The organism is Streptomyces sp. NPDC006624, assembly GCF_040611555.1.
GTDB lineage: Bacteria > Actinomycetota > Actinomycetes > Streptomycetales > Streptomycetaceae > Streptomyces.
In genome coordinates this window covers 16446-30480 of sequence record NZ_JBEXOM010000016.1, presented here as the reverse complement: position 1 = coordinate 30480, position 14035 = coordinate 16446, and the positions used below count along the sequence as shown (strand labels likewise).

At 72.8% G+C, this 14035-nt stretch carries 14 protein-coding genes and 1 tRNA gene; 7 read left to right on the top strand and 8 right to left on the bottom strand.

The genetic code is table 11. The features are described from left to right. Window positions 1-90: 90 nt before the first annotated feature. Both ABZY20_RS26235 and ABZY20_RS26230 read left to right on the top strand, forming a co-directional pair. Window positions 91-1077 (top strand): aldo/keto reductase, encoded by a 987-nt coding sequence (locus ABZY20_RS26235; RefSeq protein ID WP_356444224.1) that lies wholly within the window; start codon window positions 91-93, stop codon window positions 1075-1077. Further along, on the top strand, window positions 1074-3389 hold the full coding sequence (locus tag ABZY20_RS26230) for a helix-hairpin-helix domain-containing protein (protein WP_356444222.1): 2316 nt from the start codon (window positions 1074-1076) through the stop codon (window positions 3387-3389). The genes ABZY20_RS26235 and ABZY20_RS26230 overlap by 4 nt, the downstream gene beginning before the upstream one ends. Before the next feature lie 71 nt (window positions 3390-3460). Here ABZY20_RS26230 and ABZY20_RS26225 read toward each other — a convergent pair whose 3' ends face one another. Beyond that, window positions 3461-4174 carry a hypothetical protein gene (locus ABZY20_RS26225; RefSeq protein ID WP_356444220.1) on the bottom strand — a complete coding sequence of 238 codons (714 nt, stop codon included), beginning with the start codon at window positions 4172-4174 and terminating at the stop codon, window positions 3461-3463. Between the two features lie 47 nt (window positions 4175-4221). Here ABZY20_RS26225 and ABZY20_RS26220 point away from each other — a divergent pair, with 47 nt between their 5' ends. Continuing rightward, a complete protein-coding gene (locus ABZY20_RS26220; protein WP_094055315.1) occupies window positions 4222-4410 on the top strand; it encodes a DUF5703 family protein in 189 nt (62 codons plus the stop codon). Between the two features lie 80 nt (window positions 4411-4490). Here ABZY20_RS26220 and ABZY20_RS26215 read toward each other — a convergent pair whose 3' ends face one another. The 3 genes from ABZY20_RS26215 to ABZY20_RS26205 all read right to left on the bottom strand — a co-directional run bounded on the left by ABZY20_RS26215 (window position 4491) and on the right by ABZY20_RS26205 (window position 7153). After that, entirely contained in the window at window positions 4491-5315 is an 825-nt protein-coding gene (locus tag ABZY20_RS26215; protein ID WP_356444218.1) for a chaplin family protein, read from the bottom strand. 130 nt (window positions 5316-5445) lie between these two features. Further along, window positions 5446-5679 (bottom strand): chaplin ChpH, encoded by a 234-nt coding sequence (chpH, locus tag ABZY20_RS26210; protein ID WP_356444216.1) that lies wholly within the window; start codon window positions 5677-5679, stop codon window positions 5446-5448. Window positions 5680-5827: 148 nt separating this feature from the next. Then, window positions 5828-7153: a M20/M25/M40 family metallo-hydrolase gene (locus tag ABZY20_RS26205; RefSeq protein ID WP_356444214.1), complete on the bottom strand. Its 1326-nt coding sequence runs from the start codon at window positions 7151-7153 to the stop codon at window positions 5828-5830. 196 nt (window positions 7154-7349) lie between these two features. On the opposite strand from ABZY20_RS26205, the gene ABZY20_RS26200 reads away from it, so the two are divergent. Both ABZY20_RS26200 and ABZY20_RS26195 read left to right on the top strand, forming a co-directional pair. Further along, window positions 7350-7434 (top strand) — tRNA-Leu (locus ABZY20_RS26200). A gap of 63 nt (window positions 7435-7497) precedes the next feature. After that, entirely contained in the window at window positions 7498-7872 is a 375-nt protein-coding gene (locus ABZY20_RS26195; RefSeq protein ID WP_356444212.1) for a YchJ family metal-binding protein, read from the top strand. Window positions 7873-7878: 6 nt separating this feature from the next. Here ABZY20_RS26195 and ABZY20_RS26190 read toward each other — a convergent pair whose 3' ends face one another. Continuing rightward, window positions 7879-8580: a FadR/GntR family transcriptional regulator gene (locus tag ABZY20_RS26190; protein WP_356444210.1), complete on the bottom strand. Its 702-nt coding sequence runs from the start codon at window positions 8578-8580 to the stop codon at window positions 7879-7881. Window positions 8581-8717: 137 nt separating this feature from the next. Here ABZY20_RS26190 and ABZY20_RS26185 point away from each other — a divergent pair, with 137 nt between their 5' ends. Both ABZY20_RS26185 and ABZY20_RS26180 read left to right on the top strand, forming a co-directional pair. Then, window positions 8718-9236: a gluconokinase gene (locus tag ABZY20_RS26185; protein WP_356444208.1), complete on the top strand. Its 519-nt coding sequence runs from the start codon at window positions 8718-8720 to the stop codon at window positions 9234-9236. A gap of 54 nt (window positions 9237-9290) precedes the next feature. Continuing rightward, window positions 9291-10688, top strand: a complete 1398-nt coding sequence (locus ABZY20_RS26180; protein WP_356444206.1) for a gluconate:H+ symporter — start codon at window positions 9291-9293, stop codon at window positions 10686-10688. Window positions 10689-11020: 332 nt separating this feature from the next. On the opposite strand, the gene ABZY20_RS26175 is transcribed toward ABZY20_RS26180, so the two are convergent. The 3 genes from ABZY20_RS26175 to ABZY20_RS26165 form a co-directional block, all read right to left on the bottom strand. Next, window positions 11021-11638, bottom strand: coding sequence for a cytochrome b/b6 domain-containing protein (locus tag ABZY20_RS26175; RefSeq protein ID WP_356444205.1), 618 nt, complete (start codon window positions 11636-11638; stop codon window positions 11021-11023). Then, complete coding sequence (locus ABZY20_RS26170) at window positions 11622-12347, bottom strand: molybdopterin-dependent oxidoreductase (RefSeq protein WP_356444203.1); 726 nt, start codon at window positions 12345-12347, stop codon at window positions 11622-11624. Before ABZY20_RS26170 ends, ABZY20_RS26175 begins: the two co-directional genes overlap by 17 nt. Window positions 12348-12458: 111 nt before the next feature. Further along, entirely contained in the window at window positions 12459-14009 is a 1551-nt protein-coding gene (locus ABZY20_RS26165; RefSeq protein ID WP_356444202.1) for an APC family permease, read from the bottom strand. Window positions 14010-14035 lie beyond the last annotated feature (26 nt).

Sequence of the window (14035 nt, the reverse complement as noted above, 5' to 3'; positions counted from 1 at the left end):
GGGCCGTCCGCACCACCCGCCGCCGGGCCCGGGAATTCGGTGGTCCTCGGCCACCCACACGGCAGGCTCTGGCCAGTAATCTCGGCGTCCATGGAGCAGAGGCAACTCGGCCGCACGGGCCTGCGGGTGTCACGGATCGGGCTCGGCACCCTGACCTGGGGACGGGACACCGACGAACACGACGCCGCAGACCTGATGAAGACCTTCTGGGAAGCGGGCGGGACCCTCGTCGACACGGCGGACGTGTACGGCGACGGCGAGGCCGAGTACCTGCTCGGCAAGCTGCTGGACGGGCTCGTGGCACGGCGGGACCTGGTCATCTCGACCAAGGCCGGCAGCGTGCCCGACCCCGACCGCCGCGTCGACGGCTCCCGCGGCCATCTGCTCGCCGCGCTGGACGCCTCGCTCTCCCGGCTCGGCACCGACTACGTCGACCTGTGGCACGTCCACGCCTTCGACCCGGAGACGCCGCTGGAGGAGACCCTCCAGGCCCTCGACCTGGCGGTCGCCAGCGGCCGTGCGCGCTACGCCGCCGTCTCCAACTTCTGCGGCTGGCAACTGGCCAAGGCCGCCACCTGGCAGCTCGCCGCCCCCGGCACCCGGACCCGGCTGGCGGCCACGCAGCTGGAGTACTCACTGCTCCAGCGCGGCGTCGAACGCGAGGTGCTCCCGGCCGCGCTGGACCTGGGGATCGGGCTGCTGCCCTCCTCCCCGCTGGGGCGCGGGGTGCTGACGGGCAAGTACCGGGGCGACGGCATGCCCCCGGACTCCCGCGGCGCCTCCGAGCACCTCGCCCCGTTCGTCGCGCCCTACCTCGACGACACCGCGCGCCGGATCGTCGACGCCGTGACGACCGCGGCCGACGGGCTGGCGGTGTCACCGCTCCAGGTGGCGCTGGCGTGGGTCCGCGACCGTCCGGGAGTGGCGGCCCCGATCGTCGGCGCGCGCAACGCGCAGCAGCTCACGGCGGCATTGTCAGTGGAGACCCTTAGTCTTCCTGACGAGATCTGCCGGGCGCTCGACGATGTGTCGGCGCCCGTGCACCGCTATCCCGATCACGACTGGAGCACGCTGTGAGCACGGAGCCCGAGACCACGGAGGACGCCGAGCCGGGGACGCCGGGCGCCGAGAGCACGACGCCCACCGCGGACGGCGGTTCGGAGGGTGGCGCGGGCGGGGAGGCCGGGCGGGCCGCCGAGGGCGGGCGTGCTGACGATGGAAGCGAGCCCGGCGCCGGGACCGGGGAGCGTGGAGCCGAGGCGGGGGAGCATTCCGGCTCCGAGCGCCCCGAAGGCGAAGCCGCAGCCGCAACCGCAAGCGCTGACGCGGCCGAGGCCCGCAGGCTGTCCGAGGCGGAAGCCGAATTGCTGGCCCAGCAGGCCGAGCGCGAGCGCATCGCGCAGCGGAAGGCCGAGAAGAAGGGGCCGATCGCCAGCGGCGCCAAGCTCAGCGGCACGGCGGCCGATCTGCTCGCGGCCGTACGGGCCGTGGAGAGCGGCGAGAAGCCGGCGGCCACCGTCTTCCAGGAGCCCTCCCCCGCGCCCCGCCGCACCGCCCCGGAGCCGGTCCGGCCGCCCCGGCCGCTGCCGGCCGAGGCCGCCGCCGCACCGGCCGGTCCCGCGCCGGAGGCCGTGCAGGCCGTACGGCGGGTGCTCGGCGAGGGCGGCGCCCCGGAGGCGCTCGCGCCGCAGGTGGCCGCGGCGCTCGGCGAGGGCGCCGACGAGCGGCTGCGCGAGGACCCCTGGCAGTTGCTGCGCGTGGCGGGCGTGCGGCCCGAGCAGGCCGACGGGTTCGCGCGGGCGCTGCTCGGCGCCGAGTGCGGCCCGGACGACGCGCGGCGGGGCCGTGCCGTCACCGTCTGGCTCCTGGAGCAGGCGGCGCTCGCCGGGCACACCGCCCTGGAGATGCCGGCGCTGCTCGCGGCCCTGGCCCAGCGCGGGGTGCCGGAGCCGGACAGCGCCGTGCAGGACAGCCTCGCGGAGGGCGAGGCGCTGGTCTTCCAGGACGCCCTGGAGGAGACGGGCGCGCCGGCCGCCCCCGCGGCCCGCACCGAGGAGAGCACGGACGACGCGGAGGACGAGGAACGTCCGGTCCGTGTCCTGGTCGGGCTGGAGCGCTACGCACTCGCCGAGGAGAGCCTCGCCGACGGCCTGGCCCGGCTGGTCAACTCGACGCCCAAGCAGGACGGGTCGGCCGAGGAGTGGGAGCGGGCCGCCGCCGCGGCCCGGGGCTCGGCGGCAGACCTGCTCCGCGCGGTCGCCGGACACGGACTCGTCCTGCACACCGGCGGTGAGGCGTCCCTGGCCGAGCCGGCCGCCCTGCTGGACACCGCCCGTGCCCTCGGACTGCGCGCCTGGGCAGCCACGCACAGCCCGATCGGCCGGGACCGTTTCGCGGCGCTGCTGCGACGGTCCGGGCAGGAGACCGCCGCCGACTCCCCGGTCACGACCGTCGCCGGCCTGCTCGCGGGCCTCGAGGGCCCCGGCCGTGACGCCGACGGCGCCCTGGACCTGGACCTGCTCGTCGTGCTCGACGCGCCGCAGCTGGACGTCGAGACGGCGGCGCTGGTGACGGAGTCGCTGCCGGACGGGGCGCGGCTGGTGCTGGCCGGGGACCCGGCGGTGCTGTGGTCCGTGGGGCCGGGCCGGGTCTTCGCGGATCTGCTCGCCGCCCGGATCTGCCCGCAGGTCGCCTCGCGGCTGCCGGACCCCGGGCCGCTGGGCGAGCTGGTCTCCGGCATCGGCATCGGCGAGCTGAACCCGGTCGAGGCCCCCGGCAAGGAGGTCGTGATCGTGCCGGTGCGGGACGCGGGCGAGGCCGTGCACCGCACGGTGCAGCTCGTCGTGGACTCGGTGCCGCGGGCGATCGGCGTACCGGCCGAGCAGACCCAGGTGATCACACCGGGGCACGGCGGCGCCGTCGGTACCCGCGCTCTCAACGCGGCGCTGAAGGAGCGGCTCAATCCGGGCCCGGGCCGCTTCGGCGGCTTCGACCCCGGGGACCGGGTCGTCCACTCCCCCGTGCCGGGGCGCGCGCTGCCGGGCCGCGTGCTGAAGGCGGACGCCGAGGGACTGCACCTGTCGTGCGCGGGCGGGACCGTCGTCGTGCCGAAGGACCGGGTGGAGCACACCGTGCGGCACGGGTGGGCGATGACCGCGCACCAGGCCGTGGGGAGCCGGTGGCCCGCGGTGGTGGCGGTGCTGCCCGGTGACGCGGCGCAGGCCCTGAGCCGGCCGTGGGTGTACACGGCGTTCGGGCGGGCCGACCGGCATCTGTCCGTGGTGCACGGGGTGGAGCAGGCGCTGGCCAGGGCCGTGGCGGAGGTTCCGGCGAAGCCCCGGACGACCCGGCTTCCGGTGCTGCTCGCTCCGCAGGTGAGCGGGGCGTGACGAGGGCGGTGGTCACGGGCCCGGGCCCGTGACCACCGCCCTCGCGGTCGCCGTCGTTCGCCGTCCGGTGCTCAGCGGCGGTCGGCGTCCAGCGGCTCCAGGTCCTCGTCCTCGTCGAGGTCGGTGTCGAGCTCGTCCTCCGGCTCCTCGCCGGCCTCGTCCTCGTCGTCCTCGTCGTCCTCGAGGTCGTCGTCGAAGACGGCGCTGACGTCGAAGCGGCAGACCACCTGCTGCGGATCGACCTGTTCGAACGGCGCCTCCAGCCACTCCCCGGGCTCGGCCGGCTCCTCCGAGGCCGCCACCCAGAGCGTGGAGTCGCCCTCCTCCAGCCCGAACTCCTTGTGCCGGGAGGCGATCTCGTCGGGCTCGAACTCGCCGAACAGCAGGCCCAGCGCACCGTGCACCGTCCCGGAGGCGGAGGTGCCCTCGTCGCCGTCGGCCGCCTCGATCCGCTGGGCCTGGGCCAGCAGACGCTGCGGTTCGGCGACGGCGTAGTCACGGCGGATCAGTACGCTCAGCGCGTTCGGTTCCTCGGGGCCCGTGTACGGGGGCAGCGCTTCCTCCGCACCGGGGATCTCGAAGGGGGTGACCTCGTCATAGCGGTCGTAGAGCAGTTCGTCGTACACCTCTGCGGCCGCGGCCAGCTGGTTGAACGCCTCGTAGACGGCCGGGTCGTCCTCACCCGACCTGCGTTCGACCGCGGCCAGGTGGCGGTCGAGCGCGGTCTTGACCGCCTCGGCGGCGGCGCGTACCTCGGCAGCGGTGGGCTGCGCAGCATCAGACATAGTGCAGACGCTATCCGTACCAGGGCCCAGCCCGCACAATAGATGCGATGCCGGAATACGAATTTGTCGACGTGTACGTACCGCGCGGGGTCTCCCGCAAGGAGACGGCACGTCTGCTGACCGACCATGCCGAGTACGGACACTGGGAGTTGCACCGTCTGAGCCTGCTGCGCGACGGCAGCCGCAGGGTGCGGTTGCGCCGGCGGATCATCCGCCAGGTGCGGGCCACGTGGTGAGCTGAGACGGCGCACGGGAGGACGCACACCCGAAACGGGCCCCGCACCGCGGGGCCCGCTCCGTTCCCGTGGGGGGCGTGTCAGGCCGAGGCGCGCGCCTTGCGGTAGAGGACCGCGCCCGCCAGCAGGGCACCCGCGCCGGCCGGCAGGACGAGGCCCAGCGGCAGGTCGCTGCCGGTGCTGGCGAGCTGGGCCTCGCCCTTGGGCTGGGTGACGAGCTGCCCGCTCGGCCGGTTGCCGTCCGAGGAGCCGCCCGGCGTCTCGACGCCGGTGGAGGGCGGCGTGCCCGGGTCGGCGGGCTCCTCGGGGCTGCCGGGGTCGCCCGGGTTCCCGGGGTCACCGGGGTTGCCCGGCTCACCGGGTTCTCCCGGGTTGCCGGGCTCACCCGGCTCTCCGGGGTTGCCCGGCTCGCCCGGCTGGCCGGGGTTCTCGGGGCCACCGGGCGGGGTGCCGTGGTCGCCGCCGTTGGAGCAGTCGTTGCCCGTGCTGGGGTTGCCGGCGCCGACGACGTCGACGCTGTTGCCGCAGACGTTCACCGGGGCGTGGATCGGTGCCTGCACGTGGTTGCCGGAGCCGACGCCGGGCGAGTCGCTGGCGTGACCGCCCGCGTGCGAGCCGCCGCCACCGCCGTGTTCGCCGTGTCCCCCGGACGACGATCCACCGCCCTTGTCGGCGCACGCGTTGCCCACCGACGGGTTGAGCACGCCGACGACGTTGACGGTGTTGCCGCAGACGTTGACCGGCGCGTGCACCGGCGCCTGCACCGTGTTGCCGGAGAGCACGCCGGGTGAACCGGAAGCGGCGCCGTACGCGCCGGAGTCGGCGTGAGCGGAGCCGCCCGCGGCGGCGATCACGCCGGTCGCGGCCGCCACGGTCATCAGACCCTTGCGGGTGACCTGTCGCATTTCTGATTACCTGCCTTCGACCCTTTATCGAATTCTTCTCGAATTCCCTTGCAGAAGCGTCGGTCCCGGAGCGCGTGGCTCGCACTCCGGGACCGATGGCTTTGAAACTCCCCTCAGCGAGGGGGAGGCGTCACTTGTTGACGCAGGTGTTGCCGAAGGCGGGGTTCAGCAGGCCGATCACGGAGACCGTGTTGCCGCAGACGTTCACCGGGACGTGCACGGGCACCTGGATGACGTTGCCGGACACGACACCCGGGGAGTGCACGGCGGCACCCTGGGCGCCCGAGTCGGCGACGGCCATGCCCGCGCTCGCGAGAACCAGACCACCGGTGGCAGCCGCAGCAGCGACGACCTTCTTGATCATTATTCCTCCTAGTTGGCAAAGCGATCGATCTTGCGATCGCATTACCTGTAACGAGGAGGGAGTAATGAGGCTACGAGCTTATGGTCGCATTCACTCTTCCCAGTCGATCTCGTACGCGCGCCCGAATACCGGGCCGCTCCGGGTGTGCTCAGGACGCGTCGATGAACCGGTCCAGCACCCGCGCGCCGAACTTCAGGCCCTCCACCGGCACCCGCTCGTCCACGCCGTGGAACATGCCCGCGAAGTCCAGCTCCGGCGGCAGCTTCAGCGGCGCGAAGCCGAAGCAGCGGATGCCGAGGTCGTCGAAGGACTTGGCGTCGGTGCCGCCGGAGAGCATGTACGGCACGGCCCGGGCGATCGGGTCCTCGGCGCGCAGCGCGGTCTGCATGGCGTCGACGAGCCTGCCGTCGAAGTCGGTCTCCAGCGCCTTGTCGGCGTGCACGTCCTCGCGCTTGACCCGCGGGCCGAGGATCCGGTCGAGGTCGGCGAGGAACTCCTCCTCGTAGCCGGGCAGGAAGCGGCCGTCGACGTGCGCGGTGGCCTGGCCGGGGATGACGTTGACCTTGTAGCCGGCGCCGAGCATGGTCGGGGCGGCCGAGTTGCGCAGGGTCGTGCCGATCATGCGCGCGATCCCGCCGAGCGTGGCGAGGGTCTCGTCCATGTTCTCGGGGTCCAGCTCGACGCCGAGCGCGTCGGACAGCTCGTCGAGGAAGGCCCGTACGGTCTTGGTGACGCGGACCGGCCAGGTGTGCCGGCCCAGCCGGGCGACCGCCTCGCACAGCTCGGTGATGGCGTTGTCGGTGTTGGTCATGGAGCCGTGGCCCGCGGTGCCGTCGACGGTGAGCCGCATCCAGTGCATGCCCTTCTCGGCGGTCTCGACGAGGTAGAGCCGCAGCTTCTCGTTGACCGTGAAGGAGAAGCCGCCGACCTCGCCGATCGCCTCCGTCACCCCCTCGAAGAGGCCGGGGTGCTCGCGCACGAGGTGCTTGGCGCCGTAGGTGCCGCCGGCCTCCTCGTCGGCGAGGAACGCGAGGACGATGTCGCGCGGGGGCTTGCGCCCGCTGCGCATCCGGTCGCGGACGACCGCGAGGGTCATCGCGTCCATGTCCTTCATGTCGACGGCCCCGCGGCCCCAGACGCAGCCGTCGGCGATCTCACCGGAGAAGGGGTGGTGGGTCCAGTCGCCGGCGTTGGCCGGGACGACGTCGGTGTGGCCGTGGATGAGGAGCGCGGGCCGGGAGGGGTCCTCGCCCTCGATCCGGGCCACCGTGGAGGCGCGGCCCGGGTGGGACTCGAAGATCTGCGGTTCGAGCCCGACCTCGGCGAGCTTCTCGGCGACGTACTCGGCCGCCTTGCGCTCGCCCGGACCCGAGTGGTCGCCGTAGTTGCTGGTGTCGATCTGGATCAGCTCGCGGCAGAGGTCCACGACCTCGTCCTCGCCGGTGACGCTCCTGGCCGTGTCCGTCTCGCTCACGTGCTTCCTCCCGCTGTCACTGCTGGTGGGTCCCTCTCATCCTCCCTCTCCGTGCCGCGCTCCCCAAGAGCGCTCCCGGCCCGTCGCACCCCGTTCACACCGCGTCGGGGGCGGGACGGGGGGTGATCGGCCACCCTCGAAAGCCTGGTAATGTTTACGTCGTCGCCGCGGGGAGAACCCGCGCGACAGACACCTTGTCCGGGTGGCGGAATGGCAGACGCGCTAGCTTGAGGTGCTAGTGCCCTTTATCGGGCGTGGGGGTTCAAGTCCCCCCTCGGACACACGAGGGCTGAGGGCCGTGACCGCGAGGTCACGGCCCTCGGTCGTTGCCGCGGAGGGTGACCATGACCAGGCGTTCCTGCCCGTGCGGGCTCCCCGATGCCTACGAGGCCTGCTGCGGGCGGTACCACTCGGGAGCCGCCGCCGCACCGACCGCCGAGGCGCTGATGCGCTCGCGGTACTGCGCCTTCGTGAGGGGGGACGCCGGATATCTGCTGCGCACCTGGCATCCGCGGACGCGGCCCGCGCGGCTGGAGCCCGATCCGGGGATGCGGTGGACCGGGCTGGAGATCCTGGTCACGGTCGACGGGTCCGCGTTCCACTCCACCGGCACCGTGGAGTTCCGGGCGTCGTACCGGGGCGGGTCGCTGCACGAGCGGAGCCGGTTCGAGCGGGTCGGCGGGGCGTGGGTGTACGTCGACGGGGAGTTCCCGGCGTAACCGGGCTCAGGGCGCCAGGATGTCGAGTTCCTGGAGGGCGCCCACGGCGATCTCGCGGGTCAGCTCCTCGGCGCGGACCGCGTCGCCCGCCCGGACCGCCTCGGCGACCTGGACGTGCAAGGTGACGGCGGCCGGGTCGGGGTCCTCGAACATCACGTCGTGATGGGTGCGGCCCGCCAGGACCTCCGCGACGACGTCCCCGAGGCGGGCGAACATCTCGTTGCCCGACGCGTCCAGGATGACGCGGTGGAAGGCGATGTCGTGGACGAGGTACCCCTCCAGTTTGTGGCCGCGTGAGTGGGCGACCATGCCGAGGGCGCACTCGGTGAGTTCGGCGCACTGCTCGGCCGTGGCGTGCCGGGCGGCGAGGCCGGCGGCGACCGGTTCGACCGCCGAGCGCAGCACGGTCAGGGAGCGCAGCTGCCGGGGGCGGTCGGCGCCGGCCAGGCGCCAGCGGATGACCTGCGGGTCGTAGACGTTCCACTCGGTCTCGGGACGGACCGTCACGCCGACGCGGCGGCGCGACTCGACCAGGTGCATGGACTCCAGGACGCGGACCGCCTCGCGCATCACGGAGCGCGACACGTCGAAACGCTGGGCGAGCTCGTCCGTGCGCAGGACGCTGCCCGGCGGGTACTCACCCGCGGTGATCTCGGGGCCGAGGGTGTCCAGAACACGGCCGTGCAGCCCCCGGCCCGGTGTGGTCATGCACTCAGCGTACGGGGTAGATCACGGAGACAAAAAGTCAGACTTATTCGTCACGACCTCTTGAATTCGTCGTACCTAATGGGTTTCAGTTGCGTCGACATCACGTGTCGACGGAGACAGCAGACAGTGAGGCAGCGATGAACACCCCCCACGTCGTCGTGGTCATGGGCGTCGCCGGCACCGGCAAGACCACCATCGGTCCCCTGCTCGCGGCCCGGCTCGGCGTTCCCTACGCCGAGGGCGACGACTTCCACCCGCAGGCCAACATCACCAAGATGTCGGCCGGTACGCCGCTCACCGACGAGGACCGCCTGCCCTGGCTGGACGCCATCGGCGAGTGGGCGCAGGGGCGGGCCGGGCTCGGCGGGGTGGTCAGCTGCTCGGCGCTGAAGCGGTCGTACCGCGACCGGCTGCGGGCCGCCGCGCCCGGCGTGGTCTTCGTGCACCTCACGGGCGACCGCGCGCTGATCGAGGACCGGATGTCGCACCGGCAGGGTCACTTCATGCCCACGGCGCTGCTCGACTCCCAGTTCGCCACGCTCCAGCCCCTGGCGGCGGACGAGGCGGGGGTCGGCGTGGACGTCGCGGGCAGCCCGGAGGAGATCACCGAGCGGGCGTACACCGCCCTCTGCTCGCTCCCCGAGCCCACCCCGTAGCCCTGCCGGACCCTCTCCCCTCCCCGACTCACCAACGCAAGGGACATCCCCACCGTGACCAGACTCAGCGTCGAGATGCTGGCAGCGGACGCACCCGAGCCGATCACCTCGGCCGGCCACGCTCAGCTGGGCATCGCCGTCCTGGCGGGCATCGCCGTCATCGTCCTGCTCATCACCAAGTTCAAGCTGCACGCCTTCCTGGCGCTGACCATCGGGTCGCTGGCGCTCGGCGCGATCGCCGGGGCGCCGCTGGACAAGGTCCTCACCAGTTTCAGCACCGGCCTCGGCACCACGGTCGCCGGTGTCGGGGTGCTGATCGCCCTCGGCGCGATCCTCGGCAAGATGCTCGCCGACTCCGGCGGCGCCGACCAGATCGTCGACACCATCCTCGCCAAGGCCGGCGGCCGGTCGATGCCGTGGGCGATGGTGCTCATCGCCTCGGTGATCGGGCTGCCGCTGTTCTTCGAGGTCGGCATCGTGCTGCTGATCCCGGTGGTGCTGATGGTCGCCAAGCGCGGCAACTACTCGCTGATGCGCATCGGCATCCCGGCGCTCGCGGGACTGTCCGTGATGCACGGCCTGGTGCCACCGCACCCCGGTCCGCTGGTCGCGATCGACGCCGTCGGGGCCGACCTCGGCATCACGCTGGCGCTCGGTGTCCTGGTCGCCATACCCACGGTGATCATCGCCGGTCCGGTGTTCTCGAAGTACGCGGCCCGCTGGGTGGACGTCCCCGCCCCCGAGCGCATGATTCCGCAGCGTGCGTCGGAGGACCTGGAGAAGCGTCCCGGGTTCGGCGCCACGCTGTTCACGGTGCTGCTGCCGGTGATCCTCATGCTGGCCAAGGCGCTCGTCGACATCGTCATCGACGACCCGGAGAACCTGGTCCAGCGCGTCTTCGACGTCATCGGCGCCCCGATGATCGCGCTGCTCGCCTCGGTGCTGGTCGGCATCTTCACGCTGCTGCGGCCCGCCGGTTTCTCCAAGGAGCGCGTCTCGCCGCTCGTCGAGAAGAGCCTCATGCCCATCGCGGGCATCCTGCTGATCGTCGGTGCGGGCGGCGGCTTCAAGCAGACGCTGATCGACACGGGCGTGGGGCAGATGGTGCTGGACATCTCCGAGGACTGGGCGATACCCGCGCTGCTGCTGGCCTGGCTGATCGCGGTGGTGATCCGTCTCGCGACCGGCTCGGCGACGGTGGCGACGGTCTCGGCGGCCGGTCTGGTCGCCCCGCTCGCGGCGGACATGTCGAGCACGCACGCCGCGCTTCTCGTGCTGGCCATCGGTGCGGGCTCGTTGTTCTTCAGCCATGTCAACGACGCCGGGTTCTGGATGGTGAAGGAGTACTTCGGGCTGAGCGTCGGCCAGAACATCAAGACGTGGTCCGTCATGGAGACGATCATCTCGGTGGTGGCCGGGGGAATCGTTCTGCTGCTGTCCCTGGTGTTGTAGGAGGCGGGTCCGGCGGGTGCGGGTGGGTGGGGGCTTGTCGCGCAGTTCCCCGCGCCCCTAGGCGGAGCGCCGTGGCAGTGCGGGTGTGTACGGCGGGTGCCGGTGCGTCGGGGCTTGTCGCGCAGTTCCCCGCGCCCCTAGGCGGAGCGCCGTGGCAGTGCGGGTGTGTACGGCGAGTGCCGGTGCGTCGGGGCTTGTCGCGCAGTTCCCCGCGCCCCTAGGCGGAGCGCCGTGGCAGTGCGGGTGTGTACGGCGAGTGCCGGTGCGTCGTGGCTTGTCGCGCAGTTCCCCGCGCCCCTGGGGCCGTTGGTCGTGCCGTTTTGTGTCTGGCTTCAGGGGCGCCACAGTGAGTGGTGGGTGTTCGCCCAGGTGCGGCTGACCGTGCCGGTGCGCAGGCCCTGGCGGGCCTCCGGGTCCGCCAGGGCCATGCCTATGTGGCCGGCCAGGACGATGCCGATGGTGAGGGCCAGCCAGTCGTGGACGAAGGTCGCGCTGGTGCGCCACAGCAGGGGGGTGAGGTGGGTCAGCCACATCATCAGGCCCGTGGCGAGCATGACCACGCTCGCGCCGGCGATCCAGGCCGCGTAGAGCTTCTGCCCGGCGTTGAACTTGCCCGCGGGCCGGGCTTCCAGGCGTCTGTCGCGGTGCAGGGCGGCGCGCAGCCAGGTGCGGTCGTGCGGGCCGAAGCGGTTCAGCAGGCCGAGGTCCGTCCGGAAGGCGCGGGAGGCCAGGCCCGCGAGGACGGGCACGGGCAGGGCGATTCCGGCCCAGACGTGCAGGGTGACGACCAGGGCGCGGCGGCCGACGAGTTCGGCGAGCTGCGGGACGTAGAGGCAGGCCGCCGTCGCGAGGCAGAGGCCCATCAGGGCGGCCGTGGTGCGGTGGACCCAGCGCTGCACCGGGGTGAAGCGCCGGACCCGCGCCGGGGGTGACTCAACTGGTGGGTTCATCGTCCCGTCCGTTCGAGCGGCCCACCCAGGCGTCGACGTCGTAGCCGCGCTCCTCCCAGTAGCCCGGCCGTACCTCGTCGGTGACGGTGATGCCGGAGAGCCACTTGGCGGACTTGTAGAAGTACATGGGCGCCACGTAGAGGCGGACCGGGCCGCCGTGGGAGTGGCCGAGGTCCTGGTCCTGCATGCGCAGGGCGACGAGGACGTCGGCGCGGCGGGCCTGGTCGAGGGTGAGGCTCTCGGTGTACGTGCCGTCGAAGCAGGTGAAGCGGATGGCCCCGGCGGTGGGGCGCACGCCGGCGGCGTCGAGGAGGCGGGACAGGCGGACGCCCTCGAAGGGGGTGTCGGGGACGCGCCAGCCGGTGACGCACTGGACGTCGCGGACCATGCGGGTCTGCGGGAGGGCCCTGAGGTCGGCCAGCGTGTAGGTGGTGGGGCGGTCGACGAGGCCGTCGACGGTGAGGCGGTAGGTGCGGGCGTTCTCGCGCGGCACCGACGAGGCGACCGAGTAGTAGCGGAAGCCGCCGCCGTTCGGGAGCAGGCCGGTCAGGCCGGTGGGGTCCTTGTCGGCGGCGCTGCCGAGGAAGTTCTCCAGGCCGCGCTGCAGCGGGGGCGCGGCGGCCACGCCGAGGGCGCCCAGGGCGAGGGTGCCGAGGAAGACGCGGCGGCCGACCGGGGTGCCGCGCTGCTCGGGGGGTTCGTCGTTCACGCCTTGGGATACGTCCTCGTTCACGTCTTCATTCGAGCACCCGCGGTCCCCGGGGAACAGGGATCGCGGGTGCTCGTCAGAGTTCCGTAAGCACCGGCGGCGCGGACGGGGTCAGGACGAGGCGGCCTTGTCCAGCTGGAACGCCTCGTTGCCGAGGCCGATGCGGGCGTGCTTCTCGGGGGCGCGGGCGCGCAGTACCAGGCCCAGGACCAGGCCGGCGGCCAGCGCGAGGCCGATGATGCCGGGCAGCGCCCAGCTCAGCGCGGAGCCGGGGCCGGCGCCGACCAGCACCTCGAAGTCCTTCACCGTGTAGCCGGCGATGACCAGCAGGGCCAGGCACGCCAGGGCGGAGGTGACCAGCCGCCAGGCCTGGGCCCGGACGGCGCCGCGGCGGACGAAGAAGACGACGACCGACAGGGACGCCGCGGCCATCAGGACGATCACGCCGAGGGCGCCGACGTTGCCGAACCAGGTGAACAGGTGCAGCACGGGCGCGGTCGGGTCGCCGGACGGCTTGTCGTCGGCGATGGCGAAGGCGGCGACGACCACGACGGCGACGCTGGTCTGGAGCAGTGAGCCGGTGCCGGGGGCGCCGCTGCTGCCGCTGGTGCGGCCGAAGGCGGCGGGCAGCAGGCCCTCGCGGCCCATGGCGAAGGCGTAGCGGGCGACGACGTTGTGGAAGCTGAGGAGGGCGGCGAACATGCCGGTGACGAACAGGACGTGCAGGACGTCGGTGAAGGTGGCGCCGAGGCGGGACTCGGTGAGGAAGAACAGCAGGCCCGCGCTCTGCTTCTGCGCGGTGCCGACGATCGCGGACGGGCCGGTGGCGACGGTGAGGGCCCAGCTGCTCAGGGCGAAGAACACGGCGACGCCGCCGACGGCCAGGAACATCACGCGCGGCACGAGCACGTGCGGGCGGCTGGTCTCCTCGGCGTAGACGGGCGCCTGCTCGAAGCCGAGGAACGCGGCGATGCAGAAGCACAGCGCGGTGCCGACGCCCGCGCCGGTGAGGGTGTCGGGGTTGAAGGCGTGCAGCGACAGGCCCTCCGTGCCGGGGTCGGCCAGGGCGGCGACGTCGAAGACGACGACGAGGAGCACCTCGATGACCAGCAGCACCCCGAGCACGCGCGCGTTGACGTCGATCTTCAGCCAGCCCAGCAGGCCGACGGCGAGCGCGGCCGCCAGCGCCGGTATCCACCAGGCGACCTCGATCTCGGCGTAGGTGGCGAGGAGGCCGGAGACCTCAAAGCCGAAAATGCCGTAGATGCCGACCTGCAGGGCGTTGTAGGCGACGAGGGCGACCAGGGCGGCGCCCGCGCCGGCGGTGCCGCCGAGGCCGCGGGAGATGTAGGCGTAGAAGGCGCCCGCGTTGTGGACGTGGCGGCTCATCTCGGCGTAGCCGACGCTGAAGAGGATCAGGACGACGCCGAGGACGACGAAGAGCAGGGGCTGGCCGACGATGCCCATCACCGCGAATGTGGTGGGCATGACACCCGCGACCACCATGAGGGGGGCGGTCGCGGCGAGGACGGACAGGAGCAGTCCGCCGGTGCCGAGCCGGTCGGCGCGCAGGGCGCGCTCCCGCCCCTTGAACGTGCTGATGCCTCCGCCGGGGGCGGATGCGCTCGTGCTCGTCTTCGTGCTCGAACTGTCCGTGGTCATCGGGAGGGCGTCCTCACTGGTCGGGT

What these genes read in the sequence shown, in the direction of transcription:
- ABZY20_RS26235 (WP_356444224.1), top strand. Translation starts at nt 91, where the DNA reads ATGGAGCAGAGGCAACTCGGCCGCACGGGCCTGCGGGTGTCACGGATC.
- ABZY20_RS26225 (WP_356444220.1), bottom strand. Translation starts at nt 4,174, where the DNA reads ATGTCTGATGCTGCGCAGCCCACCGCTGCCGAGGTACGCGCCGCCGCC.
- ABZY20_RS26220 (WP_094055315.1), top strand. Translation starts at nt 4,222, where the DNA reads ATGCCGGAATACGAATTTGTCGACGTGTACGTACCGCGCGGGGTCTCC.
- ABZY20_RS26215 (WP_356444218.1), bottom strand. Translation starts at nt 5,315, where the DNA reads ATGCGACAGGTCACCCGCAAGGGTCTGATGACCGTGGCGGCCGCGACC.
- chpH (WP_356444216.1), bottom strand. Translation starts at nt 5,679, where the DNA reads ATGATCAAGAAGGTCGTCGCTGCTGCGGCTGCCACCGGTGGTCTGGTT.
- ABZY20_RS26195 (WP_356444212.1), top strand. Translation starts at nt 7,498, where the DNA reads ATGACCAGGCGTTCCTGCCCGTGCGGGCTCCCCGATGCCTACGAGGCC.
- ABZY20_RS26190 (WP_356444210.1), bottom strand. Translation starts at nt 8,580, where the DNA reads ATGACCACACCGGGCCGGGGGCTGCACGGCCGTGTTCTGGACACCCTC.
- ABZY20_RS26185 (WP_356444208.1), top strand. Translation starts at nt 8,718, where the DNA reads ATGAACACCCCCCACGTCGTCGTGGTCATGGGCGTCGCCGGCACCGGC.
- ABZY20_RS26175 (WP_356444205.1), bottom strand. Translation starts at nt 11,638, where the DNA reads ATGAACCCACCAGTTGAGTCACCCCCGGCGCGGGTCCGGCGCTTCACC.
- ABZY20_RS26165 (WP_356444202.1), bottom strand. Translation starts at nt 14,009, where the DNA reads ATGACCACGGACAGTTCGAGCACGAAGACGAGCACGAGCGCATCCGCC.